The following is a 24,494-nucleotide window of genomic DNA, read 5'->3' as shown; positions in this document are numbered from 1 at the left end:
ACGGATTCCGGTGATACCGCCCGCACGGCGCAATCCCTAGCATTCCCTCAAGAGATCAGAGACTTCCAACAGCCGCGATAGCCCCTGGCACACGGCGTTGGAGGAGCGTTGCGCCCGGCCAGGTTCCAGAGCCGCCGGGAAGGGAGCCACCTCAACAGAGAGCGCCGTCGAGCGCAAGCCACCATGCCCAAAGGAATGCCCAACCCGGCCGCCATGTATGGCATCTACCCTCGTTCCTGGGGGTTCGAGGTGTCGATCGTGCGCAACGGCAACCGCTACTTCAAGCAGTTCGGCCGCGCCAGCTACGGCAGCGAGGAGCAGGCCCTGCTGCAGGCACAGGACTGGCGCGACGGCATCGTGCGCAGCGTGCCGCCCCTGCCGCGGCGCACGCGGGCGGAGAAGCTTCGCATCAACAACACCACGGGCGTGTCCGGCGTGTTCGCCCAGGTCGCGTCCAGCGGCAAGGTCCGCGCATGGGTGGCGAAGACTTACCTCGGCCAGGAAGAGATCCTGCGCACCGACTTTGCCGTGAACATGGTGGGCGAGGCCGCGCAGGCGCTGGCCATCGAGGAACGGCAACGCCAGCTGGAGCGCATGGCGGGGCTGGCCAGGCTGCACCCGGCGGAAGAGATGATCCGCACGACGCCGGCGGCCGCCGGCGGCGAGCAGCGCTCGCCCAAGCGCTCGAAGTCCGAAATCAAGCGCAGCACCAACTCCAGCGGCGTGAGCGGCGTGCATTTCAAGTCGCCCAACGTCGGCCACCCGGGCTACTGGCTGGCCATCACCTACACGGCCGGCAAGGGCAGCGTGAGCAAGGCGTTCTCCATCAAGGAGCACGGCCCCGAAGGGTCCAAGCAAATGGCCATCGAGGAGCGCGAGCGCCAGCTCGAGCAGAAGCTGATGTACACCCGCAACGCCGTTGACGCACTCGCTATTCCCTTCCACAAGGAACGCCGCCCGCATGGGGCGACACCCTCCGAGGCGAGGCCCGGGCAGTGAGGCGGGTGGACCACGGGAACGCCGTGGCGGGAGGGTCATGCGTCTCGGGCCGGAATGGCTGCAGGACACGGGTGCCAACGCGCCTCGAACGCGTCAGGGAGCCCACTGACATCGGCAGCCGCAGCGCTGCCGACGTGCAACGCAGTACGTCGAACATGCCCCACGGTGTTGGCCGCACCGCACGCGGGCGCTCCGACGCCAGTTCCACCCCCGGCGCCAAGCGCGCCCACTGACCATGGCGATGTACAGCCCCGGCTTCGCCGACCCGGCGAAGCCGGGCAGCCATCGCCTGCCCGACTCCCATTTCAAGCCCGCCCCGGTGGCGGGTCTTCCATGACCCACAAGTCCCTTCACCAATTGCTGCGCGTGGCGTCGCACCTGCTCGACCAGGCGGCGGCGGAAGTCCGCACGTCGGACCTCGACCCCGTGCCGCAGAACATCCAGCGCATCGGCCGCGCGCTGATCGAGGTGCTCGAAGTGCAGCGGCAGCTCTATGCGCAAGCGCCCGAGCTGCAACCCAGAGCGCTGGCCGCTTCGGCGCGCGAGGACGATGCCAACCGGCTCTTCACGCAGGTCAGCATCGAGGCGCTGGCGCTGGAAGACGCGGGCGACACCGGCGCCGCGCGCGAGAAGTACACGCAGTTCATCGGCCTGTCGCCGTCGTACCCGCACCGCGAGATTGCGCGCTCGGAGATCCGCCGGCTGTCTTGAAGCACCCGGTACGCGGGTTCACAGCGCCCGCGAAATCACCTCTTTCATGATCTCGTTGGTGCCGCCGTAGATGCGCTGCACCCGCGCGTCGGCGTACATGCGCGCCACCATGTACTCGCTCATGAAACCGTAGCCGCCGAAGAGCTGCAGGCACTCGTCGAGCACGCGGCCCTGCGTTTCCGAGCCCCACAGCTTGGCCATCGATGCGGTGGCGGTGTCGAGCCGGCCGGCCACCAGGTCTTGCACGCAGCGGTCGATGAAGGCGCGGCCCACCTTGATCTGCGTGGCGATTTCGGCCAGCTTGAACTCGGTGTTCTGGAACTCGCCGATCGGCTTGCCGAAGGCCTTGCGGTCGCGCACGTAGTCCAGCGTGGCCTGGTAGGCGCCTTCCATGGTGGCCAGCGCGCTCAGGCCGATGATGGTGCGCTCGTACGGCAGGTCGCTCATGAGCTGGAAGAAGCCCTGCCCTTCCTGGCCGCCCAGCAGCGCGTCGTCGTTCACGCGCACGTCGTCGAAGAAGAGTTCGGACGTGTCCTGCGCCTTCATGCCGATCTTGTCGAGCACGCGGCCCACGCGAAAGCCCTTGCACCCTTCGGTCTTCACGATGAGGATCGACGTGCCCTTGGCACCCTGCGCCGGGTCGGTCTTGCACACCACCAGCACCACGCCGGCCAGGAAGCCGTTGGTGATGAAGGTCTTGGAGCCGTTGATGCGATAGCCCCCGTCGTCTTTCTCCGCACGGGTGCGCACGCCCTGCAGGTCGGAGCCGGCGCCGGGCTCGGTCATGGCGATGGCGCCGACCAGCTCGCCGCGCGCCAGCCGCGGCAGGTAGCGGCGCTTCTGCGCGTCGGTGCCGTGGTTCAGGAAGTAATGCGCCACGATGGAATGCACCGAGGTGCTCATCCCGTTCAGCCCGCGGCGCGCGGCCTCCTCGTAGAACACGGCCTCGTGGCGGAAGTCGCCGCCGCCGCCGCCGAATTCTTCGGGGATGTCCGCGCACAGCAGGCCGAGCGAGCCGGCCTTGCGCCAGATCTCGTGGCCGACATGGCCGCGCTTGCGCGCCGCCTCGTCGGTGGGGACCATCTCGGTCTCGATGAAGCGCACCACGTTGTCGCGGTACAGGTCGAGGTCTTCGTCGCTCCAGGAGCGGCGCAAATCGAGGGCCATGTTGTCGTCCTTGCTTGTATTCGTGGAAAGAGAAATTCGAAGTAAAGGTCAGCCGACGCGGCGTTCCCTGCCCGCCCAGAAGGGCTCGCGCAGCTGAAACTTCTGCAGCTTGCCGGCCGCCGACAGCGGCAGCGCATCGCGAAACTCCACGCTGCGCGGGCACTTGTAGCTGGCGATGAATTCGCGGCAGTGCGCCATGACCTGCGCGGCCTCCAGCGCCATGCCTTCGCGCCGCACGATCACCGCGTGCACCCGCTCGCCCCAGGTGTCGTCGGGCACGCCGATCACGGCGGACATCAGCACCTGCGGCAGCTGCGCGATGGCGTTCTCGACCTCGGCCGAATACACGTTCTCCCCGCCGCTGACGATCATGTCCTTCATGCGGTCGACCACGTAGACGAAGCCGTCTTCGTCCATGCGCCCGCCGTCGCCGGTGTGCATCCAGCCGCCGCGCAGCGCCGCCTCGGTCTCTTGCGGCTTGTTCCAGTAGCCCTTCATGACCATGGGACCGCGCGCGACGATCTCGCCGACCTGGCCGACCGGCACCTCGTTGTCTTCGCCGTCCACGATGCGTACCTCGGCGATCGAGATGGGCACGCCGGCCGAGCGCAGCAGGCGCTCGCGGTCGGGGCCGGGCAGGTGGCAGTGCGGCGGCAGCGCGGTGACCACCGGCGACAGCTCGGTCATGCCGTACACCTGCGCGAACGCGGTGCCCGGAAAGGCGCGCATGGCCTGGTCGAGCAGCGCGGCGTCGATGGGCGCCGCGCCGTAGGACAGCAGGCGCAGGGCCGACAGGTCGAACTCGGCGAAGCGCGGGTGCTCGATCACGCGCTTGATCATGGTCGGCACCAGGAACATCTCGGTCACGCGGGCCGACTGCAGGGTCTGCAGCACCGCGAGCTCGTCGAACATCGGCACCACGTGCATGGGCACCAGCCGCAGCACGCTCTGCAGCGCGATGCCGCAGCCGGCCACATGGAACATGGGTGCGGCGACGATGGCGACGGCGTCCTGCGTGTCGCGGGGCAGCGCGGCCACCGTGCCCAGCGCGTTGATGCACAGGCTGCCGTGCGTGAGCATCACGCCCTTGGGCTGGCCGGTGGTGCCGCCGGTGTACATGATGGCGGCAAGCTCGTCGCCGCCGTGCGGCGCATCGTCGATGGGGGAGGTGGCGGCCAGCAGGGCCTCGTAGCCCTGCATGCCATCGGGCACCGGGCCGTTGCCGCAGTACACCACCGTGCGCAGCGACTTGGACAGCCCGCGCAGCGCGGGCACCATGGGCGCGAACAGGTCGTCCACCAGAAGGATGCGGGTGTCGCAGTCGTCCAGCGAGTACGCGACCTCCTTCGGGTTCCAGCGGATGTTGACGGGGTTGATGACGCCGCCGCCCCACCAGGTGCCGAAGAAGTATTCGACGAAGCGGTGCGAGTTGAGGCTCATCATGCCGACCCGGTCGCCGGGGGCCATGCCGAGCTGCTTCAGCGCCGCGCCCAGGCGCGCCACGCGGTCGGTGAAAGCGGTGTAGTCGAGCCGCGTGCCGCCGCAGACCACGGCGGTGGCCTTGGCCTTTTCTCGGCGTCCCTTGTGCAGCGCTTGGGTGAGGAACATGGGGGTCGTCTCCGTCTTTGTCGTGGTTCAGGCAGCGCCCAGCGGCGCCACGGCGTGCGCCGCCACGCCCCAGCGGCGCAGCATGGTGGGGCCGTCGTCGCTTGCCGTGGCCGGCGGCACCACGGGCGCGGTGCGGCTGAAGCGCGGCGCGGGCGCGGGCTGCACCACGCCGCCCACGGTGGCGAAGGTGCCGCGCGCCACGTTGTGCGGGTGCGCGGGGGCCTCGTCCCAGTCGAGCACGGGCGCGAAGCAGGCATCGCTGCCTTCGAGCAGCACGCACCATTCGTCGCGCGTGCGGGTGCGGAACACGTCGGCCATGCGCAGCTTGAGCACCGGCCAGCGGTCCGCGTCCATCTGGGCGTCGAAAGCGGGGTCGTCGGCGATGCCGCAGCGCTCGCGCAGGAGCGCGTAGAACTGCGGCTCGATGGCGCCCACGGCCACGTACTTGCCGTCGGCGCAGGCATAGGTGTCGTAGAAGTGCGCGCCGCCGTCGAGCATGTTCTCGCCGCGCTGGTTGCTCCACCTGCCGGCCGACTTCAGGCTGTACATCATGGCCGACTGCAGCGCCGCGCCGTCGGTCATGGCGGCGTCGATCACCTGGCCCTGGCCCGACTGCTTCGCCTCGTGCAGCGCGGCCAGGATGCCGAAGGCCAGCAGCATCGCGCCGCCGCCGAAGTCGCCCACGTAGTTCAGCGGCGGCACCGGTGGCTCGCCCGCGCGGCCGATGGCGTGCAGCGCGCCGCTCAGCGCGATGTAGTTGATGTCGTGGCCCGCGGCGTGCGCCAGCGGCCCATGCTGGCCCCAGCCGGTCATGCGGCCGTACACCAGGCGCGGGTTGCGCGCATGGCACGGAGCGGGGCCCAGGCCCAGGCGCTCCATGACGCCGGGCCGAAAGCCCTCGATCAGCACGTCGGCCTTCTCGATGGCGTCCAGCACCGAGGCCGAGGCGCCCTGCGCGCGCAGGTCGACCTGCAGCGTGCTGCGCCCGCGCGCCAGGATGTCGTGCGCGTCAGGCGGCGTGCCGGGGCGCTCGATGCGAATGACGTCCGCGCCCATGTCGGCGAACAGCATCGCGCAGAACGGCCCGGGGCCGATGCCCGCCATCTCGATCACCCGCAACCCCTGCAACGGACCTGGCATGTGTGTCTCCTTGGGCACCGCAACGGCGGCCACTGTAGGGAGGCATCTTGGCGCGCGGGCGCCGGGGGTGCATCGTCGAAAGCGACGAATGCGCGGGCCCGGGGGCCGCTCAGGCCGTGCGAAGCTGCGCCACGCGGCGCAGGTGCCAGGCAGCGGAGCCGAACTGGCCTTCGATGAGCGTCGCACGGCGCACATAGTGGCCCACCGCCAGTTCCTCGGTCATGCCCATGCCGCCGTGCAGTTGCACCGCACCCTGCCCCACGGCCTTGCAGGCCTTGGCGACGGCCACCTTGGCGGACGAGACAGCGCGCGCGCGCTCGACCGGCGATGCGGCATCGACCCCCTCGCCCACGCTGGCGGTGAGCGCGGCGGCCAGCTCCAGCGCCATGTGCATGTCGGCCAGGCGGTGCTGCAGCACCTGGAAGCTGGAGATCGGCACGCCGAACTGCTTGCGCTGGCGCACGTAGGCCAGCGTGTCGCGCATCAGGCGGCGCATGACGCCGATGGCCTCGGCGCAGATGGCGAGCGTGGCCTCGTCGTGGGCCTGCTCGATCTGCGGCAGCGCGCCGCCCTCGTCGCCCAGCAGGGCGTCCACGGGCAGGCGCACGCGCTCGAAGGCGATGTCGGCGGCGCGGCCGCCGTCGCGGGTGGGGTAGGCGCGCAGGCGCACGCCGGGCGTGCCGCTGGGCACCACGAGCAGCGACAGGCCGGCGCCGCTGCGCGCGCTCACGACCAGGTGGCTGGCCCACGGCGCGGCATGCACCACGGACTTGCGGCCGGTCAGGACGAAGCCATCGCCCTCTCGCGCGAGTTCGGCCTGCACATCGGCGCGGTCGTGCCGGCTTTGCGGCTCGCTGTGCGCGAAGGCCAGCACGGCCTGGCCGGCGACGATGCGCGCGAGCAGCGCATCGGCCTGCGCGCCGGGGTGGCGCTGCAGCAGGCCCGCGCCGATCACCATGGTCGACAGGTAGGGCTCGGCCGCGAGCGCGCCGCCCAGCGTTTCCATCAGGGCCAGGTGCGCCGGCATGCCGCCGCCGAGACCGCCGTGCGCTTCGGGCAATGCGGCGCCCAGCAGGTCGAGCTCTCGCGCCAGGCCTTGCCAGAACGGCGGCGGTGCGTGCTCGGCGTGGCGCAGCGCATGCAGCCGTTGCTCGAAGCCGTGGCGGTCGTCGAGGTAACGCGCGAGGCTGTCGCGCAGCATCGCGAGGGTGTCGTCCTGTTCGGTGAGGATGTTCATGGCTGAAATCTCAGTTCGCCAGCAGGCTGCTGGCGATGATGTTGCGCTGCACCTCGTTGGAGCCCGCATAGATGGATGCAGCGCGGTCGTTCAGGTACGCCGACATGGAGAACACGGCCTCTTCGGGAATCGCCAGCTCGCCCCGCAGGCTGTCGTCCAGTGGCAGGTCGGCGGCGGCGTAGTGCGCGGCGATTTCCACGCCGAGCTCGGTCAGGCGCTGGCGCAGCTCGGAGCCCAGCACCTTGCCCATGGAGGGGCGAATGCCCGGCGCCTCGCCGCGGGCCTGCGCGCGCAGCGATTGCAGCTCGGTCGCCTCGATGGCGTCGATGGCGCAGGCCGCGTCGGCCAGGCGCAGCGCCATGTCGTGGGCCTCGTGTGCGTCGTGTGCCGCCGCGCCGAAGGCCGCATCGGCCGCTGCCTCCAGCCGGCGCAGGCGCGCACGCAGCATGGGCGCCCAGGCCCCGCCGCGCTCGTGCTGCAGCAGGTACTTGGCGATGGTCCAGCCCTGGTTCTCTTCGCCGATGAGCCCTTCGGCCGGCACGCGCACGTCGTCGAAGAACACCTGGTTGAGCTCGTGGTCGCCCGAGATGCTGATGATCGGACGGATGGTGACGCCAGGCGCCGGCAGGTCGAAGCACAGGAAGCTGATGCCCTGCTGCGGCTTGCCGCCCGAGGTGGTGCGCACCAGGCAGAACATCTTGTTGGCGTACTGCGCGTGGGTGGTCCAGATCTTGGTGCCGTTCAGCACGTAGTGTTCACCGTCGCGCACGGCCTTGCACTGCAGCGAGGCCAGGTCGGAGCCCGACTGCGGCTCCGAGTAGCCCTGGCACCAGTAGTCCTCGCCCGAGCGGATGCCGGGCAGCCAGGCGCGCTTCTGCGCCTCGGTGCCGAAGGCGATGATCACCGGCGCGACCATGCCGGGGCCCATGGGCGCGCGGGGCGGTGCGTCGGCGGCGGCCAGTTCGCTGGCGAAGAGGTAGTGCTGCATCGGCGTCCAGCCGGTGCCGCCGTGCGCCACCGGCCAGTTCGGCACGCTCCAGCCGCGCGTGGCGAGGATGCGGTGCCAGCGGTTGCCGAATTCGTGGTCGGTGAAGATGCCCGAGCAGCGCCTGCCCGCGGCGCGCAGTTCGGGCGTGAGTTCACGCGCCAGGAAGTCGCGAACCTCGTCGCGGAATGCGGTCTCCGCCGCCGTGAGTGCCCAGGCCATGGTGTTGAGGTCTCCGTTGTCCGCAGTTGAAATCCGGCGACCAGTGTGCCGCCGGAACGTGCTTGCGGCATCGTCGGATCGGACGAAGACACCAAGACGCGCCCTCCGGTACGTACCAACCTGCGCGCATCGCTTGTTTATGGGGGGCACAGCGAGGCCGATTCCTCTACCGTCGCGCTCCAACGACTTGGAGGTGGGATCGTGAACATGAAAAGCTCGGCGGGCCGGATCGGCCTTCTATCGGCGATGGTGGTTCTTTTGCCCGCGTGCACGGGCATGTCCCCTGGCTACCAATCCTTCGCGGGCACTGGCGGAGTCGCTCCTGTGGCGGTGACTGGCAAAGATCCCGGCTCAGAGCCGGATCGCAACAAGCTCGCCTACCTGGATGTCACCCCACTGTCTGCCTACAGCGACGAATGGGACGAGTCGAAAGGCGCCGGCAAGGATTTTGCGGGCGCCTACACGCGGCTTGTCATTCGCAGCGAAGTCCTGGCGAACGCAACCGCGGACGCCTCGGACAACCTGACACAGGCGCCGGGAGCGCGGCCCCTTGGCTACAAATCGCGCCCTTGGCCGGTGCGTGCTCTGGTCGGCAAGGAGTTTTCCGCCAACTTTTCCGCGGCGGTGAAGGTCGGCTCTTTCGACCAAGTGATTCCTTTGCTCACCATCGGCCACCAGAGCAACTCGAGCGGCGAAAAATGGACCCGCAAGGTCTATCACGATGCCTTGAACTTCCCGCTCTTCCTGGTCAAGCGCGACGGTAGCGCGTCTGTTCCCCAGATCCATTTTCAGGTGAAGGTGGACAACACCTACGCTTCGCGCGGCGCTGCCGCCGCCTTGGGCGTTGCAGTGCAGATCTCAAAGGCGCTGGCCAATCCGCCACTGGTCATGACGCGCTTGACTGCAGACAGCGCCAGGAACGAAGCCAGGGCACTCGACAGCGCGATCTCCCAGCTGTTCTCGAACTCGATCACCGAGGAACATTGGACCGACCGCGACCTGCGGCTGTGGCGGCCCAAGGATGTCGCGAGCATCGCGTCTTCCGGGGTGCTGGTTCGCTTCAACCTGCCTGAAAACGAAGACGACTACGCCAACGCCGTCCGAGTCGGCAATTGGCGAATCACTTTCGAGAACCCACGCCCCTCGATATTTGCGGATTGGCGCGTGTGCGGCAGCGCGGTCCAGCCGCGCTGTGCGGCAGACATGAACGCAGCGAAAAATGAAGTTGTCAAAGAGGTGACGATGGGAGAGATTCTCAACTACAGATTGGTGCCGTCCAACCCCGACATCTCCAGCATAGAGACCTACCTTGGGAGCCGCTCCTGGTACAAGACGTCACTGGTAGCGCTCTCGACGAAAACTGGTTCGGAGCGCCAGGCGGCGCTGAACAGCTTCTGCAACAGTGTCATCAACGAAGTCACGCGCCTGGACCTGAGCGCCTTCGACGCGCAGGCGGTGCTTTGGGCCGTATACAAAGGAACGCAGGATGCAATTCCGAACATGGACCAAGCGCCGGGTTGCACCAGCGCGCTCGGCCTGTTTCGCAACAAGAGCTAGCGCCAGGCCGGCTCAGGCCGCGACAGCTTCCCGCGGCACCGCCTTCGCCGCCACCGGCATGTGCTGCGCCCAGTCGATGATTTCCAGCGTGCCGTCCGCATGCTCGGCCAGCGCCGTCAGGCTTTCCACCCAGTCGCCGTCGTTGCAGTAAAGAATGCCGTCGATGTCGCGCATCTCGGCGTGGTGGATGTGGCCGCACACCACGCCCTGCGCGCCGCGGTTGCGGGCCTCGCGTGCCACCGCGGCCTCGAAGTCGCCCACGTAGCTCACGGCGCGCTTGACCTTGCCCTTGAGGTACTTCGACAGCGACCAGTACGGCAGCCCCATGCGCGCGCGCAGCGAGTTGAGGTGGCGGTTGAGCTTGAGCGTGAACTCGTAGAGCGAGTCGCCCACATAGGCCAGCCACTTGGCGCATTGAATGACGCCGTCGAACAGGTCGCCGTGGATGATCCACAGCTTGCGGCCGTCGGCCGTTTCGTGGATCCACTCGTCGGCCACGTCGATGCCGCCGAAGTTGTGGTGCAGGTACTTGCGGGCGAACTCGTCGTGGTTGCCCGGAATGAAGATCACGCGCGTGCCCTTGCGCGCCTTGCGCAGCAGCTTCTGGATCACGTCGTTGTGCGCCTGCGGCCAGTACCAGTGCCGCTTGAGCTGCCAGCCGTCGATGATGTCGCCGACCAGGAACAGGGTCTCGCACTCGGTGTGCTTCAAGAAGTCGAGCACGGCCCGCGCCTGGCAGCCGGGCGTGCCCAGGTGCAGGTCGGAGATCCACAGCGTGCGGAACCGCAGCGGCTCGCGTGCCGGATCATCGTCCTCGGGATCGAGGGCCCGGGTCGCGGTGTCGCGCCATGCGCGAAGGAAAGCGTCGTCGCGTTGCATGGACCAGTAGGCTCCCACTGACGCATGACGGCGCAATGGCATACCCGTGACATCCCGGTGACGCGTGGCCGGCGGGCAACGCCACAATGCCGCGATGCGTCCCGGCCAGATCATCGTTCTTGCAACGCCCGTGTTCTTTCTTCTCATCGCGATCGAGTTCGCGGTGGGGCGCGTGCGAGCGCGGCGCGGCACCGGGCAGAACACCTACCGCCTGGCCGACGCGGTCAACAGCATCGGCCTGGGCATGCTCAGCCAGATCAGCGCGGTGCTCACGGGGCTGCTGCGCATCGGCATCTACACGGCGGTGTATGCGGCGGTGGCGCTGTTTCCGCAGGAGGCGGCGCGCGACTTCTGGACCACCTGGTACGGCTGGCTGCTGGCGCTGGTGTTCTACGACTTCTGCTACTACTGGCTGCACCGCATGGGGCACGAGTCGGCGGTGCTGTGGGCGGCGCACGTGGTGCACCACCAGAGCCAGCACTACAACCTGTCGACGGCGCTGCGGCAAACGTCGAGCGGCGCGCTGTTCGGCTGGCTCTTCTACCTGCCGATGGCGGTGGCGGGCGTGCCGCCGCTGGTCTTCGGCGTGGTGGCGCTCATCGACCTGCTCTACCAGTTCTGGGTGCACACCGAGCAGGTGGGCAAGCTGGGCTGGTTCGACCGCTGGTTCTGCTCGCCGTCGAACCACAGGGTGCATCACGCGGTGAACGACAGCTACCTCGACCGCAACTATGGCGGCGTGCTGATCGTGTGGGACCGGCTGTTCGGCACCTTTCGCGAGGAAGACGAGCGCTGTGTGTACGGCACGCGCGGTGCGCTGCGCAGCTGGGACCCGCTGTGGGCCAACGCCGAGGTGTACTGGGCGCTGGCGAAGGATTCATGGCATGCGCGCAACTGGGGTGACAAGCTGCGCGTGTGGTTCAAGCCGCCCGGCTGGCGGCCGGCGGACGTGGCGGCGCGGTTTCCGAAGCCGGCCTTCGACATCGCGCAGGTGACGCGCTACGAACCCCAGGTGAGCCGGGGCGTGCAGTGGTTTGCCGGCGGGCAGTTCGTGCTGTTGCTGGCGGGCGTCGCGGTGTTCCTGTGGTTTTCCGATGCCGTTCCACTCCCTCAGGCTGCTGTGTGGCTGGCTGCGCTGACAGCCAGCCTGTGGGCCATCGGCGCGGTGTTGCAGGGGCGCATGTCGGTCACCGAGGTGCTGCTGGTCGAGGCGGCCGTGCTGGCCACGGCGAGTGCGGCGCTGGGCATCGAAGGGCTGCATCACGTCTGCAAGCCGCTGGCGCTGGCCATCGCCATCTTCTTCGCCGCGCGGCGGGCGAAGGCGAGCGGTGGAGTGAAGACGTTCGACGGCCTGCTGCTGGCGGGGCTGGCCGGCTCGCTGGCGGGCGACGTGCTGCTGATGGGTCCAGCGAAGCTGTTCGTGCCGGGGCTGGTGTGCTTCCTGCTGGCGCACCTGGCCTACATCGCGCTGTTCCGCATCGGCGTGGGCACGTTGCCGCGGCGCAGGGTGCTGGCGGCGACGCTGCTGATCGGCGCCGGGATGTACGCGTTTCTCTGGCAGGGCGGGCTGCCCGCAGCCTTGCGGATGCCGGTCGGGGTGTATGTGCTGGTGATCGCCTGCATGGCGGCGCAGGCCGTCGGGCGCGCGGCGGTGCTGCGCGATGCGCCCTCCCGCTGGGTGGCGGTGGGCGCGTGTTTCTTCATGCTGAGCGATGCGCTGCTGGCGACGAATCGGTTCGTGTCACCGCTGCCGCTGGCGCCGCTGTGGGTGCTGGGGACGTATTACGCGGCGCAGATACTGATCGTGCGGCACGCGCGTCCGGCCGCCTGACTTTGCTTTGCTCCCTCCCCCAAAGGAGGAAGGAGCAAAAACCAAGACCTAATCGACGCAGCGCTGGATCTCGACCGTCGAGTGGCGGATTTCCTCGTGCATCGAGAAGCACGCCCGCACCTCGTCCGCCGTCAGCGTGAGCGAGTGCGTCACCACCGTCAGCGCGCAGGCGTAGGCGCCGCGCCCCACGCGCCACACGTGCAGGTCGGCCACGCGGGTTTCCGACGCCGCCAGCATCGTCTCGACGCCTTCGCGAATTTCTTCGGTGACGGGGTGGTCCATCTCGCGGTCCAGCAGCACCTTGCCCGTTTCCTTCAGCAGCCCCTTGGCCCACACCGCCACCAGCACCGCGCCGACGATGCCCATCGCCGGGTCGAGCCAGGCCCAGCCGTAGAACCAGCCGCCCAGCAACGCCGCGATGGCCAGCACCGAGGTGGCGGCATCGGCCACGACGTGGATGTAGGCGGAGCGCAGGTTCAGGTCGTGCCCGTGGTCGTCGTGCCCGTGGGCGTGATCGTGGCCATGGTCGTGGTCATGCCCGTGGGGGTGGTGATGCGCCCCGCCCAGCAGCCGCGCGCAGACCAGGTTCACCACGAGCCCCAGCACCGCGACCGAAATCGCCTCGGGGTAATGGATGGCCGAGGGCGACCACAGCCGCTCCAGCGAGCCCACCACCATCAGCGCCGCGATGCCCAGCAGCACCAGCGCACTGGCAAAGCCGCCCAGCACCTCGATCTTCCAGGTGCCGAAGGCGAAGCGCGGGTCGCGTGCGTAGCGCCGCGCGGCGGCATAGGCGAAGGCGCTCAGGCCGATGGCCAGCGCGTGCGAACTCATGTGCCAGCCGTCGGCCAGCAGCGCCATCGAGTTGAACCACCAGCCCGCGCCGATTTCGATCACCATCATCACGGCGGTGATCCACATCACCAGGCGCGTGCTGCGTTCGGCGGAGGCGGTGTCGGCGCCGAAGTGGTGCTCGTGCTTCCAGTCGCTCAGGTCATGGGTGTGCATGGTTTGTTCAGACTCCGAAAAGATCCTGCCCCTCGGCGCGGCTCGACGGCGGCGTCACGCCCAGGTGGCGGTATGCCGCCAGCGTGGCGATGCGACCGCGCGGGGTGCGCTGCAGGTAGCCCTGTTGAATGAGGTAGGGCTCGATCACGTCCTCGATGGTGTCGCGCTCCTCGCCGATGCTGGCGGCCACGTTGTCCAGGCCCACCGGGCCGCCGTCGAAGCGGTGGATCACGGCCTCGAGCAGCTTGCGGTCCATCAGGTCGAAGCCCTGCGGATCGACGTCCAGCATGGCCAGCGCCTTGTGCGCGATGTCTTCGGTGATGCGGCCGTCGCCCTTCACTTCGGCGTAGTCGCGCACGCGGCGCAGCAGCCGGTTGGCGATGCGGGGCGTGCCGCGCGAACGCCGGGCAATCTCGAAGCCGCCGGTGGCGTCGGTTTCCACCTTGAGCAGGCGCGCGCTGCGGGTGACGATGAGCGCGAGCTCTTCGGGCGTGTAGAACTCCAGCCGCGCCACGATGCCGAAGCGGTCGCGCAGCGGGTTGGTCAGCATGCCGGCGCGGGTGGTGGCGCCCACCAGCGTGAAGGGCTGCAGGTCGAGCTTGATGCTGCGCGCCGCGGGGCCCTCGCCGATCATGATGTCGATCTGGTAGTCCTCCAGCGCGGGGTACAAGATTTCTTCGACGACCGGGCTCAGCCGGTGGATCTCGTCGATGAAGAGCACGTCGTTGGGCTCCAGGTTGGTCAAGAGCGCCGCCAGGTCCTTGGGCTTCTCCAGCACCGGGCCGGAGGTCTGGCGCAGGTTCACGCCCAGTTCGGCCGCGATGATGTGCGACAGCGTGGTCTTGCCCAGGCCGGGCGGGCCGAACAGCAGCACGTGGTCGAGGGCTTCCTTGCGCTTGCGCGCCGCGCCGATGAAGATCTCGAGCTGCTCGCGCACCTTGGCCTGGCCGACGTATTCGTCGAGCAGCTTGGGACGCAAGGCCCGCTCGATCGCCTCTTCATTGGGCGAGGCGGGCGCGGCGGACACCACACGTTGGGGGGCGGGCGCGAAATCGTCGGTCTGGATGGTCATTGAGAGGGGTTCTTCGACTACGAGTTTAGTGCCTGCCACACTGGCAGAATGCTCCGGCCATATAACAAACGAGGGGAAGCCAGCACGTGTCGATCTACGAAGTGAAGCCGCGTTTCCAGGCCCTGCTGCGCCCGATGGTGGTCCGCCTGCATGCGATGGGCGTCACCGCCAACCAGGTGACGATGGCGGCATGCGTCGTGTCGGTCGCGCTCGGGCTCTGGCTCTTCTTCGCGGCACCCTCCTTTTCATCTCCGGCCGCCTTCGCGCTCATTCCCTTGTGGATGTTCCTGCGCATGGCCTTCAACGCCATCGACGGCATGCTGGCGCGCGAGCACCATCAGCAGAGCAAGCTGGGCGCCTTCCTCAACGAACTGACCGACGTGGTCTCCGACGCCTCGCTGTACCTGCCCTTCGCGCTGGTGGCGCCGTTCGGCGGCTTCTGGGTCGGCACGGTGATCGTGCTGGCGGGCCTGAGCGAATTCGCCGGCGCGCTGGGCCCGACGGTGGGCGCCTCGCGCCGCTACGACGGCCCGCTGGGCAAGAGCGACCGGGCCTTCGTGTTCGGCGCGCTCGGCCTCTATGTGGCGCTGGGCTGGCCGCTGCCGGGCTGGACCGCCTGGCTGATGCCGCTGCTGGCCGTGCTGGTGGCCTGGACCGTCGTCAACCGCATCCGCCGGGCGCTGGCGGAAGCCGAAGCCACGCCGGCCGCGCCGCGCTGACCCGACGCCATCCGGCACAAACCAATAAAAAAACTCACAGGGATTCAATGACCGACATCACTTCACGCGTTCCCGAAGAACGTCAGTTCCAGACACACGACGGCGAATCGCTGTTCTACCGGCGCTGGCCCGCCACCGGCGCCACGCGCCGCGGCGCCGTGCTGCTGTTCCACCGCGGCCACGAGCACGGCGCGCGCATGGCGCACCTGGTCGACGAGCTGAACCTGCCCGACTTCGACTTCTACGCCTGGGACGCCCGCGGCCACGGCCGCTCGCCCGGGCAGCGCGGCCACAGCCCGAGCTTCGGTACCTCGGTGCGCGACGTGCAGACCTTCGTGCAGCACATCGCCACCGCGCACGGCGTGCCCGAACAAGACATGCACGTGGTCGCGCAGAGCGTGGGCGCGGTGCTGATCGCGACCTGGGCGCACGACTACGCGCCCAAGGTGCGCGGCCTCACGCTGGCCTCGCCGGCCTTCAAGGTGAAGCTGTACGTGCCGTTCGCGCGCGCCGGGCTCGGGTTGATGCACAAGCTGCGCGGCCTGTTCTTCGTCAACAGCTACGTGAAGGCGAAGTTCCTCACGCACGACCCCGCGCGCATCGCCAGCTACGAGAGCGACCCGCTCATCTCGCGCCCCATCGCGGTCAACATCCTGCTGGGCCTGTACGAGGCGGCCGACCGCGTGGTGGCCGACGCCAACGCCATCACGCTGCCGGTGCAGCTGCTCATTTCGGGTGCCGACTGGGTGGTGCACCACAAGCCGCAGCACCGGTTCTTCGAGCGCCTGGGCAGCGCGGTGAAGACAAAAACCGAGCTGCCGGGCTTCTTCCACGACACGCTCGGCGAAAAAGACCGCGCGCCCGCCGTGGCGCAGATCCGCGAGTTCATCCTGCAGCGTTTCGACGAACCGGCCGTGCCGGTCGACCGCCGCGAGGCGCACCTGAGCGGCGACACGGCCGACGAGTCGCGCGCGCTGGCCGAGCCGCTGTCGCCCCTGTCGCCGCGCGGCGCCTACTGGGCCGTGACGCGCGCCAGCCTGAAGCTGGGCGGCACGATGTCGGACGGCATCAAGCTGGGGCATGACACCGGCTTCGACTCGGGCAGCACGCTCGACTACGTGTACCGCAACCAGCCCAAGGGCAGCTCGGCCATCGGCCGCTCCATCGACAACACCTACCTGAACTCCATCGGCTGGCGCGGCATTCGCCAGCGCAAGGTCCATGTCGAGGAGCTGCTGCGCATCGCCATGGAACGCCTGGCCGAAATGCACCGTGAGGTGCGCGTGATGGACATCGCCGCCGGCCACGGCCGCTACGTGCTCGACGCGGTGCTGGCCAGCCCGGTGAAGGCCGCCTCGATCCTGCTGCGCGACTACAGCGACATCAATGTGCGCGACGGCCGCGCGCTCATCGCCGAGAAGGGCCTGGAAGACATCGCGCAGTTCGTGCAGGCCGACGCCTTCGACCGCATCAACCTGGCCAGCGTCATGCCGCGGCCCACGCTGGCCGTGGTGTCGGGCCTGTACGAGCTGTTCCCCGACAACGAGATGGTGCGCCGCTCGCTCGCGGGCGTGGGCGACGCGGTGGAAGACGGGGGCTACCTCGTCTACACCGGGCAGCCGTGGCATCCGCAGCTCGAAATGATCGCGCGCGCCCTCACCAGCCACCGCCAGGGCGAGGCCTGGGTCATGCGCCGCCGCACCCAGGTCGAGATGGACCAGCTGGTGGAAGAAGCGGGCTTCCGCAAGATCGACCAGCGGGTCGACGAGTGGGGCATCTTCACGGTATCGCTGGCGGTGCGCACGGGCAGATGAAAGCGTGGTTCAGGCAGCGCCCCTGGAAACGCGCCGCCGCATGGCTGGTGTTTCTCGGGCCGCTGTTCTACGCAACCTATGGCTTCGCCAACTGGTGGGCCACCACACGCGCGAACGTGCCGTCGATGGCCTTCGACTGGGAGCGGCAGATACCGTTCTGGCCGTGGACCATCTTTCCGTACTGGACCATCAACGTCTTCTACGCACTGTCGCTGTTCCTGGCGCGCAGCCGGCACACGCTCGACCGGCATGCGCTGCGGCTGGTCACGGCCACGCTCGTGGCCTGCACCTGCTTCATCGCGTGGCCGCTGCACTTCAGCTTCGGGCAGCCGCCGGTCGAGGGCGCGCCGGCCTTTTTGTTCAACGCGCTGCGCGGCTTCGACCAGCCGTTCAACCAGGCGCCCTCGCTGCACATCGCGCTGGCCGTGATCCTGTGGGACTGGTACCGGCAGTTCATCCGGCCGCTGTGGGCGCGGCTGGTGCTGCATGTGTGGGCCTTCGCGATCTGCGCGTCGGTGCTCACGACGTGGCAGCACCACTTCATCGACATTCCGACCGGCGCGCTGCTCGGCCTGTTCTGCGTGTGGCTGTGGCCGCTGGAGCGCGTGGTGTCGATGCCGCGCGCCTGGCAGCGCACGCACGACGCCCGGCGCTGGAAGCTGGCCGGGTTCTATGCGGCGGGCGCGGCGCTGTGCCTGGCGGGCGCGCTGTACGGCGGCGGCATCGCGCTGTGGCTGTGCTGGCCAGCCGCATCGCTCGCGCTGGTGGCGCTCAACTACATCGGTTTCGGCGCGCGCGGCTTCCAGATGAACCGTCACGGCCGCATGGGCTGGGCGGCGCGCTGGCTGTTCGCGCCCTACCGGCTCGGCGCGGCCGTCAACGCCTGGCTGTGGACGCGCAAGCTGCCGGCCTCGGTCGAGGTGGTGCCCGGCCTGCGGCTGGGCCGCCGGCCGACCCGCGCCGAATGGCTGGCCGCCGGCCGGCCCCGGCTGGTGAGCCTGTGCGCCGAACTGCAATTGCCGGCCGGCGTGCCGCAGGCGCGCTGCGTGCCGCTGCTCGACCTGGCGGTGCCGCCGACGGTGCGGCTGCAGCGCGCGGCGGCCGTCATCGAGGGCCAGCGGCGCAACGCCGACGGCGCGCCGGTGTGGGTGTGCTGCGCGCTCGGCTTCTCGCGCAGCGCGGCGGCGGTGATCGCCTGGCTGGGCCGCTACGGCGCGGTCGGCGATGTCGTGCAAGCCGAAGCCGCCGTTCGGCGCGTGAGGCCGCAGATCGTGCTGCGCGGCGCATGGCCGGCTGCGCTGGCGCCGATGGAGCCTCTTTCGAAACTGCCGGAGGTACCGCGCCATGACTGACACCGAACGCACCACCTGCGCCGCACTGCACAGCCTGCTGCGCGCCGCGGCGGTGCTGGCCCTGTGGGGCTTCGCGCTCACGTGCATCGCGGCGCTGGTGCTCGCGCTGACCTTGCGCTCGCTGTCGAGCACCTCGGCCATGGCATTCGGCGCGGTCGTCGTGCTGGGTGCGCTGGAGCGCTACTTCGCCTTCCGCCTGCGCTTCGACGAGGCGCTGTTCGACGGGCTCGCGCGCAGCACCGTCACGTCGCTGGACGCGCTCGACACGGCGCTTTCTTCGCTGGGGCTGCGCGAACCGGCACCCCAGCAGCAAGCCACGCGACCGCTCGACGACCGCGTGCAGGGCACCCGCCAGCTCCTGCAGCGCCACGCCATCGTGGTCGCCTGCCAGAGCGCCATGTTTCTCCTCGCCTTGATGACACAGGACCTCTCGTGACCGACGACGACAACAAGAACAACGACAAGCCGCACAGCACCGTGCTGCGGCGCGGGCTCGCCATCGTGGCGGGCAAGCTCATCATCGGCGCGGCCGGACTGCTGACCGGCGTGCGCGCCATCTGGTCGGGCACGAGCCCCAAAGCCGAGCAGACGCTGTACTTCGCCAACCACACCAGCCACGGCGACTTCGTGCTGCTGTGGGCCACGCTGCCGCCCGACCTGCGTGCGCTCACGCGGCCGGTCGCGGGGCAGGACTACTGGGAGGCCTCGAAGCTGCGCAACTTCATCGGCCGCGACGTGTTCAACGCGCTGATGATCCGGCGCGACGGTTCGGGCCAGGGCGGCAACCCGGTCGACCAGATGAAGGAGGCGCTGGAGGGCGGCGACTCGCTCATCATGTTTCCCGAGGGCACGCGCAACACGGGCGACGACATCCTGCTGCCGCTGAAGAGCGGGCTCTTTCACCTGGCGCGCGCCTGCCCCCAGGTGCGGCTGGTGCCGGTATGGATCGAGAACCTCAAGCGCGTGCTGCCCAAGGGCGTGCTGGTGCCGATTCCGCTGGCCTGCACGGTGCGCTTCGGCGCGCCGATCACGCTGGCCGAGGGCGAAGACAAGGTGTCGTTCCTGGCCCGCGCGCGCGCCGCCATGCTCGACATGCGGCCCGAATACGACCGCACCGAGCAGAACGGAGGGACCGCCGCATGATCGACCTCTCTCCCTTCGCGCTGACCACGCTCGAGCTCTTCGGCGGCGTCTTCGGCGTGCTGGTGCTGGCCTCGGCCATCGGCGCGGTGCTGAAGTGGCGCGTGGCGCACGGCCAGCCGCACTCGGTCATCGACAACCTCAACTCGCGCGTCAACGCGTGGTGGGTGATGGTGGCGGTCATCGGCCTGGCCTTCGCCTTCGGCAAGGGCGGCGTGATCGTGCTGTTCTATCTGATTTCTTTCTACGCGCTGCGCGAGTTCATCAGCCTGGCCTACACGCGGCGCGGCGACCACGGGGCGATTGCGCTGGCCTTCTTCGTGGCGCTGCCGGGGCAGTACTTCCTGATCTGGATCGACTGGTACGGCCTGTACTCGATCTACATCCCGGTGTACGCCTTCCTGATCCTGCCCATCCTGGCGGCCGTGGGCGGCGACACGCAGCGCTTTCTGGAGCGCACCTCCAAGATCCAGTGGGGCCTGATGGTGTGCGTGTTCTGCATCAGCCACGTGCCCGCGCTGCTCACGCTGCAGATTCCGGGCTTCGAAGGCCGCAACCTGCTGCTGATCGCGTTCCTCGTCATCGTGGTGCAGGGCAGCGACGTGCTGCAGTACGTGTGGGGCAAGCTCTTCGGCAAGCGCAAGGTGGCGCCCGAGCTGTCGCCCTCCAAGACCTGGGAAGGCCTGATCGGCGGCGTGGCGAGCGCCACCGCGCTGGGCGCCGCGCTCTACTGGGCCACGCCTTTCAACCCGTGGCAGGCCGCGCTGATGGCGCTGACCATCTGCCTGATGGGCTTCTTCGGCGGGCTCGTGATGTCGGCCATCAAGCGCGACCGCGGCGTGAAGGACTGGGGTTCGATGATCGAAGGCCACGGCGGCATGCTCGACCGGCTGGACTCGGTGATCTTCGCGGCGCCGATCTACTTTCACGCGCTGCGCTACTGGTGGGTGCCGTAGCCAAGCCCGCGAAGATTCACTTGGCCAGCGCCTTCAGCGCCAGCTTGATGCCGTCGCTCACCGTCGCGTCCTTCGGCAGCGCCTTGAGCGCGAGCGCGGCTTCCTTGTCGCTGTAGCCCAGCGCGACCAGCGCCTGCAGGATGTCGGCCTGCGCGTCGGAGGCCGCATGCGCGGGCATGCCGATGTCGGCGCCCAGCTTGCCCTTGAGCTCGAGCAGCAGGCGCTCGGCCGTCTTCTTGCCGATGCCCGGGATCTTCACCAGCCGGCCCAGCTCCTGCAGCGTGATGGCCTGTGCCAGCTCGCCCACGCTCATGCCCGAGAGCACCCCGAGCGCCATGCGCGGGCCCACGCCGGTGATCTTGATGAGCTGGCGGAACGCCGCCCGCTCCTCGGCGCTGCCGAAGCCGTAGAGAATCTGCGCGTCCTCGCGCACGACGAAGTGCGTGAGCAGCGACACCTTCGCGCCGAGGTTCGGCAGGTTGTAGAACGTGCTCATCGGCACGTCGACCTCATAGCCGACCCCGTTGCAGTCGACCACCACCTGCGGCGGATTGCGTTCGGCCAGGATGCCGGTGAGTTTGCCTATCATGGGTGCCCTTTTTCCTTGAAATGTCCGGCGTGATTCTGCGACACACCTTTACCCCCCTGAACAACGCGCGCCTGGGCCACCTGTGCGGCCCGCTGGACGCGCACCTGCGCCGCATCGAGGAAGCCCTGGGCGTGAAGATCGCCCACCGCCACGAGCAGTTCAAGGTCGACGGCCCCAAGGCACCGGCGCGCCGCGCCATGGACGTGCTGCAGGCGCTCTACGAAATAGCCCAGCGCGCGATCGACCCGGCCGTGGTGCAGCTCACGCTGGCGGGCGACGGCTCCATGACCGAGGGCGACGACGACGCGGCCATGCTGGTCACCCGCCGCGCCGACCTGCGGGCGCGCACGCCCACGCAGGCGCTGTACCTGGACAATATCGCCAGGCACGACATCACCTTCGGCATCGGTCCGGCCGGCACCGGCAAGACCTACCTGGCGGTGGCCTGCGCGGTCGATGCGCTGGAGCGCGCGTCGGTGCAGCGCATCGTGCTGACGCGCCCGGCGGTGGAAGCGGGCGAGCGGCTGGGCTTCCTGCCGGGCGACCTGACACAGAAGATCGACCCGTACCTGCGCCCGCTGTACGACGCGCTGTACGACCTGATGGGCTACGAGAAGGTGCAGAAGGCCTTCGAGCGCAACGCACTCGAAATTGCCCCGCTGGCCTTCATGCGCGGGCGCACGCTGAACAACGCCTTCGTGATCCTGGACGAGGCGCAGAACACCACGCCCGAGCAGATGAAGATGTTCCTCACGCGCATCGGCTTCGGCGCGCGCGCGGTGGTGACGGGCGACGTGAGCCAGATCGACCTGCCCAAGCAGCAGCTGAGCGGGCTGATCGACGCCGAGCGCGTGCTCAAGCGGGTGAGCGGCATCGCCATCACGCACTTCACGAGCGCGGACGTGGTGCGGCATCCGCTGGTGGCGAAGATCGTCGACGCCTACGACGGGCAGCGCAAGCGCTCGGGCGCCGACACCGGCACGCACTGAAATGGCGCTGCCCGCACTTTCCCTGTCGCTGCAGTTCGGCCGTTTCAAGGGCGTGGAGCGCCACCGCATCGCCCTGCCGCGCCACAGCGTGACGCGCTGGATCCGCCATGCGCTGGACATCGACGGCGAGATCACCGTGCGCATCGTCGATACCGACGAAGGCCAGCGCCTGAACCGCGAGTTTCGCGGCAAGGACTACGCGACCAACGTGCTCACCTTCGACTACGCGCAAAGCCCGCTGGTGATGGCCGACCTGGTGCTGTGCGCGCCGGTGGTGGCGCGCGAGGCGAAGGAAAACCGCAAGACCCTGGCCCACCACTACGCGCACCTGCTGGTGCACGGCACGCTGCATGCGCAGGGCTGGGACCACGAGACCAGCGAGGCCGACGCCGACGAGATGGAAGCCTACGAAGTCGAGATCCTTGCGGAGATGGGCATTCGCAGCCCGTACGGCAAATAGGCAGGTGAATCGACAGCTACGCCGTCATCTGCAGCGGGATGGTGACGGGGCCGTCGTTGAGCAGGTGCACCTGCATGTCGGCGCCGAACTCGCCGGTGGCCACCACCGGGTGCGCGGCGCGCGCCCGGGCCACGAAGCAGTCGTAGAGCCGGCGCCCTTCGTCGGGCGGCGCGGCTTGGGTGAAGCTGGGGCGGTTGCCGCCGCTCACGTCGGCCGCCAGCGTGAACTGGCTCACCACCAGCAGGCCGCCGCCGATGTCCTGCACGCTGCGGTTCATCTTGCCGGCGTCGTCGGAAAAGATGCGCAGCTTGAGGATCTTGGCGAGCATGCGGTCGGCCAGCGCGTCGGTGTCGCCGTGCTCGGCGCACAGCAGCACGAGCAGGCCCGCGTCGATGGCGCCGACGGTGCGCCCGGCAATGTCGACGCGTGCGTTCGACACGCGTTGCAGAACAGCTTTCATGAAGGGTGATGTTCCCCGGCCTGGGTGGCGCGGGCTTCCATGGTGAGGGGCAGCAGCTGGATGGTGACGCGCAGGCCGGGCACGGCGTCCATCAGGGCCTGCTCGAGCTGGTCGCGCATGTGGGCTGCGTGCAGCAGGGTCCAGTCGCCGGGCACGTGCATGTGCAGGTCGGCAAAACGGCGCTGGCCGGCGCTGCGGGTCACCATGTCGTCGAAGCGCAGCCGCGGGCCTTCGGGCACGCGGGCAACGAAGGTGTCGAGCGTGGCGCGCACGGTGGCGAGGGTTTCGGGGTCGAGGGCTTCGTCCATCAGGCCCTGCGACGAGCGCCACACCAGCTTGACGCCCTCGCGCACGATGTTCAGCGCCACGCCGATGGCCAGCAGCGGGTCGAGCCAGAGCCAGCCGCTGAGCTGCACGCCGACGATGCCGATCACCACCGCCGCGGACGTCCACACGTCGGTCATCAGGTGGCGCCCGTCGGCCTCCAGCGCGATCGAGCGGTGCACGCGGGCCGCGCGGAACAGCACGAAGGCCAGCCCCGCGTTGAAGCCCGAGCTGACCACCGACAGCGCCAGGCCCCAGCCCACCTGCTCGAGCGGTTGCGGGGCCAGCAGGCGCTGCACCGAGACCCAGAGGATCGCGATGGCCGCGCCCACGATCAGGATGCCTTCGAAGCCCGAAGAGAAGTACTCTGCCTTGTGGTGGCCGTAGGGGTGGTCGTCGTCGGCGGGACGCTCCGCGATGGTCACCATGGCCAGCGCGAACATGGCGCTGGCCAGGTTGACGAAGGACTCCATCGCGTCGGAGATGAGGCCCATCGAGTTGGTCAGGTAGCCCGCGTAGCCCTTGAGCAGGATGGTGAGCAGTGCGACCGCCACAGATACACGAAGCAGTGCCTTGGGTGAGAACGTCATGCGAAATCCATCGGGAAATTGGGCAATACGCCACGCGAAAAGCGGTAAAAGGCCGCAGGAGGCGACTGAATTATTGGCTCCGTGTCCATATGTAACGCCTTCGCCTTAATATTTCTGACTATTGCGACACATTCTTTCGCAAAGGAACCAGGTTCAGATGATCAAAAACTTGCTGGCCGCCCTGTGCGGTCTTGCCATTGTCGGCTCGGCCGCGATGGCCCGAGCGCAGACACCGCCGCCGGCGGCGCCCGCGGAGGTTTCAACGGCAGCCGCCCCTGTGCCGGCAGCTGCAAAGGCAGACATCCAGGCGGGCTTCGTGAAGTCCGTGCGCGGCAATGTGCAACTGCTCAACGGTTCGGGCGCCACGCGCCCCGCCAACCCCGGTGACGCCATCGGCGCCGTCGACCGCATCGTGACCGGCCCCGATTCCTCGGCTTCCGTGGTGCTGCGCGACGACACCACGCTGGTGGTCGGCCCGTCGTCGCGGCTGGACCTGAAGGAGTTCCACTTCGACGGCACGACGCACGAAGGCGGCATGCTGCTGTCGCTGCTGCGCGGCTCCATGCGCATGATCACGGGCCTGATCGGCAAGACGAACCCCGACGCCGTGCGGGTCGAGACGCAGACGGCCACGATCGGCATCCGCGGCACCGACTTCATCGTGCAGGCGGACGGACAGCCATGA

24 protein-coding genes are annotated in these 24,494 nt (G+C 68.8%); 13 read left to right on the top strand and 11 right to left on the bottom strand.

Annotated elements, in window-relative coordinates:
- Positions 1-183 precede the first annotated feature (183 nt).
- The gene (locus ACSFA5_RS27380; RefSeq protein WP_435447200.1) at positions 184-999 is read left to right on the top strand and encodes an AP2 domain-containing protein; all 816 of its coding nucleotides are present in this window, start codon (positions 184-186) and stop codon (positions 997-999) included.
- Between the two features lie 333 nt (positions 1,000-1,332).
- The gene (locus ACSFA5_RS27375) at positions 1,333-1,710 is read left to right on the top strand and encodes a hypothetical protein (RefSeq protein WP_435447199.1); all 378 of its coding nucleotides are present in this window, start codon (positions 1,333-1,335) and stop codon (positions 1,708-1,710) included.
- A gap of 18 nt (positions 1,711-1,728) precedes the next feature.
- Here ACSFA5_RS27375 and ACSFA5_RS27370 read toward each other — a convergent pair whose 3' ends face one another.
- From ACSFA5_RS27370 to ACSFA5_RS27350, 5 genes are all read right to left on the bottom strand, one after another.
- Complete coding sequence (locus tag ACSFA5_RS27370; protein WP_435447198.1) at positions 1,729-2,877, bottom strand: acyl-CoA dehydrogenase family protein; 1,149 nt, start codon at positions 2,875-2,877, stop codon at positions 1,729-1,731.
- A 48-nt stretch (positions 2,878-2,925) separates the two neighbouring features.
- Entirely contained in the window at positions 2,926-4,485 is a 1,560-nt protein-coding gene (locus tag ACSFA5_RS27365; protein ID WP_435447197.1) for a long-chain-fatty-acid--CoA ligase, read from the bottom strand.
- A 27-nt stretch (positions 4,486-4,512) separates the two neighbouring features.
- Positions 4,513-5,625: a CaiB/BaiF CoA transferase family protein gene (locus ACSFA5_RS27360; RefSeq protein WP_435447196.1), complete on the bottom strand. Its 1,113-nt coding sequence runs from the start codon at positions 5,623-5,625 to the stop codon at positions 4,513-4,515.
- Between the two features lie 109 nt (positions 5,626-5,734).
- Positions 5,735-6,862, bottom strand: coding sequence for an acyl-CoA dehydrogenase family protein (locus ACSFA5_RS27355; protein ID WP_435447195.1), 1,128 nt, complete (start codon positions 6,860-6,862; stop codon positions 5,735-5,737).
- A 10-nt stretch (positions 6,863-6,872) separates the two neighbouring features.
- Complete coding sequence (locus tag ACSFA5_RS27350) at positions 6,873-8,069, bottom strand: acyl-CoA dehydrogenase family protein (protein ID WP_435447194.1); 1,197 nt, start codon at positions 8,067-8,069, stop codon at positions 6,873-6,875.
- Between the two features lie 201 nt (positions 8,070-8,270).
- Here ACSFA5_RS27350 and ACSFA5_RS27345 point away from each other — a divergent pair, with 201 nt between their 5' ends.
- The gene (locus ACSFA5_RS27345; protein WP_435447193.1) at positions 8,271-9,626 is read left to right on the top strand and encodes a hypothetical protein; all 1,356 of its coding nucleotides are present in this window, start codon (positions 8,271-8,273) and stop codon (positions 9,624-9,626) included.
- A 12-nt stretch (positions 9,627-9,638) separates the two neighbouring features.
- Here the strand turns inward: ACSFA5_RS27345 and ACSFA5_RS27340 are convergent, their stop codons facing one another.
- On the bottom strand, positions 9,639-10,505 hold the full coding sequence (locus ACSFA5_RS27340; protein WP_435447192.1) for a UDP-2,3-diacylglucosamine diphosphatase: 867 nt from the start codon (positions 10,503-10,505) through the stop codon (positions 9,639-9,641).
- 94 nt (positions 10,506-10,599) lie between these two features.
- On the opposite strand from ACSFA5_RS27340, the gene ACSFA5_RS27335 reads away from it, so the two are divergent.
- Positions 10,600-12,336, top strand: a complete 1,737-nt coding sequence (locus ACSFA5_RS27335) for a lysoplasmalogenase family protein (RefSeq protein WP_435447191.1) — start codon at positions 10,600-10,602, stop codon at positions 12,334-12,336.
- Between the two features lie 48 nt (positions 12,337-12,384).
- Here ACSFA5_RS27335 and dmeF read toward each other — a convergent pair whose 3' ends face one another.
- Positions 12,385-13,344, bottom strand: a complete 960-nt coding sequence (gene dmeF, locus ACSFA5_RS27330; protein WP_435447190.1) for a CDF family Co(II)/Ni(II) efflux transporter DmeF — start codon at positions 13,342-13,344, stop codon at positions 12,385-12,387.
- Between the two features lie 7 nt (positions 13,345-13,351).
- Entirely contained in the window at positions 13,352-14,416 is a 1,065-nt protein-coding gene (gene ruvB / locus ACSFA5_RS27325) for a Holliday junction branch migration DNA helicase RuvB (protein ID WP_435447189.1), read from the bottom strand.
- 86 nt (positions 14,417-14,502) lie between these two features.
- On the opposite strand from ruvB, the gene ACSFA5_RS27320 reads away from it, so the two are divergent.
- From ACSFA5_RS27320 to ACSFA5_RS27295, 6 genes are read left to right on the top strand one after another with little or no spacing between them, the layout of a single operon-like run.
- Complete coding sequence (locus tag ACSFA5_RS27320; protein ID WP_435447188.1) at positions 14,503-15,135, top strand: CDP-alcohol phosphatidyltransferase family protein; 633 nt, start codon at positions 14,503-14,505, stop codon at positions 15,133-15,135.
- 47 nt (positions 15,136-15,182) lie between these two features.
- Entirely contained in the window at positions 15,183-16,949 is a 1,767-nt protein-coding gene (locus tag ACSFA5_RS27315; protein WP_435447187.1) for a bifunctional alpha/beta hydrolase/class I SAM-dependent methyltransferase, read from the top strand.
- Positions 16,946-18,301 (top strand): phosphatase PAP2/dual specificity phosphatase family protein, encoded by a 1,356-nt coding sequence (locus ACSFA5_RS27310; protein WP_435447186.1) that lies wholly within the window; start codon positions 16,946-16,948, stop codon positions 18,299-18,301. The genes ACSFA5_RS27315 and ACSFA5_RS27310 overlap by 4 nt, the downstream gene beginning before the upstream one ends.
- Complete coding sequence (locus tag ACSFA5_RS27305) at positions 18,294-18,737, top strand: hypothetical protein (RefSeq protein ID WP_435447185.1); 444 nt, start codon at positions 18,294-18,296, stop codon at positions 18,735-18,737. Before ACSFA5_RS27310 ends, ACSFA5_RS27305 begins: the two co-directional genes overlap by 8 nt.
- Positions 18,734-19,444 carry a lysophospholipid acyltransferase family protein gene (locus tag ACSFA5_RS27300; protein WP_435447184.1) on the top strand — a complete coding sequence of 237 codons (711 nt, stop codon included), beginning with the start codon at positions 18,734-18,736 and terminating at the stop codon, positions 19,442-19,444. Before ACSFA5_RS27305 ends, ACSFA5_RS27300 begins: the two co-directional genes overlap by 4 nt.
- The gene (locus ACSFA5_RS27295) at positions 19,441-20,397 is read left to right on the top strand and encodes a phosphatidate cytidylyltransferase (protein WP_435447183.1); all 957 of its coding nucleotides are present in this window, start codon (positions 19,441-19,443) and stop codon (positions 20,395-20,397) included. The genes ACSFA5_RS27300 and ACSFA5_RS27295 overlap by 4 nt, the downstream gene beginning before the upstream one ends.
- A gap of 16 nt (positions 20,398-20,413) precedes the next feature.
- Here ACSFA5_RS27295 and ruvA read toward each other — a convergent pair whose 3' ends face one another.
- A complete protein-coding gene (gene ruvA / locus ACSFA5_RS27290; RefSeq protein WP_435447182.1) occupies positions 20,414-20,986 on the bottom strand; it encodes a Holliday junction branch migration protein RuvA in 573 nt (190 codons plus the stop codon).
- Between the two features lie 20 nt (positions 20,987-21,006).
- Here ruvA and ACSFA5_RS27285 point away from each other — a divergent pair, with 20 nt between their 5' ends.
- Positions 21,007-21,975 carry a PhoH family protein gene (locus tag ACSFA5_RS27285; RefSeq protein WP_435447181.1) on the top strand — a complete coding sequence of 323 codons (969 nt, stop codon included), beginning with the start codon at positions 21,007-21,009 and terminating at the stop codon, positions 21,973-21,975.
- 1 nt (position 21,976) lies between these two features.
- Positions 21,977-22,435 carry an rRNA maturation RNase YbeY gene (gene ybeY / locus ACSFA5_RS27280; RefSeq protein ID WP_435447180.1) on the top strand — a complete coding sequence of 153 codons (459 nt, stop codon included), beginning with the start codon at positions 21,977-21,979 and terminating at the stop codon, positions 22,433-22,435.
- 16 nt (positions 22,436-22,451) lie between these two features.
- Here the strand turns inward: ybeY and dtd are convergent, their stop codons facing one another.
- Together dtd and ACSFA5_RS27270 are read right to left on the bottom strand one after the other, a co-directional pair.
- The gene (dtd, locus tag ACSFA5_RS27275; RefSeq protein WP_435447179.1) at positions 22,452-22,895 is read right to left on the bottom strand and encodes a D-aminoacyl-tRNA deacylase; all 444 of its coding nucleotides are present in this window, start codon (positions 22,893-22,895) and stop codon (positions 22,452-22,454) included.
- Positions 22,892-23,809: a cation diffusion facilitator family transporter gene (locus ACSFA5_RS27270; RefSeq protein ID WP_435447178.1), complete on the bottom strand. Its 918-nt coding sequence runs from the start codon at positions 23,807-23,809 to the stop codon at positions 22,892-22,894. Before ACSFA5_RS27270 ends, dtd begins: the two co-directional genes overlap by 4 nt.
- Positions 23,810-23,966: 157 nt before the next feature.
- Here ACSFA5_RS27270 and ACSFA5_RS27265 point away from each other — a divergent pair, with 157 nt between their 5' ends.
- Positions 23,967-24,494, top strand: a complete 528-nt coding sequence (locus tag ACSFA5_RS27265) for a FecR family protein (protein WP_435447177.1) — start codon at positions 23,967-23,969, stop codon at positions 24,492-24,494.

The sequence above is a fragment of the Variovorax monticola genome (assembly GCF_051216855.1).
In the GTDB taxonomy this organism is placed as follows: Bacteria; Pseudomonadota; Gammaproteobacteria; order Burkholderiales; family Burkholderiaceae_C; genus Variovorax.
Note: the sequence above shows the minus strand (reverse complement) of the source record. Positions and strands in the feature narration are given on the sequence as shown.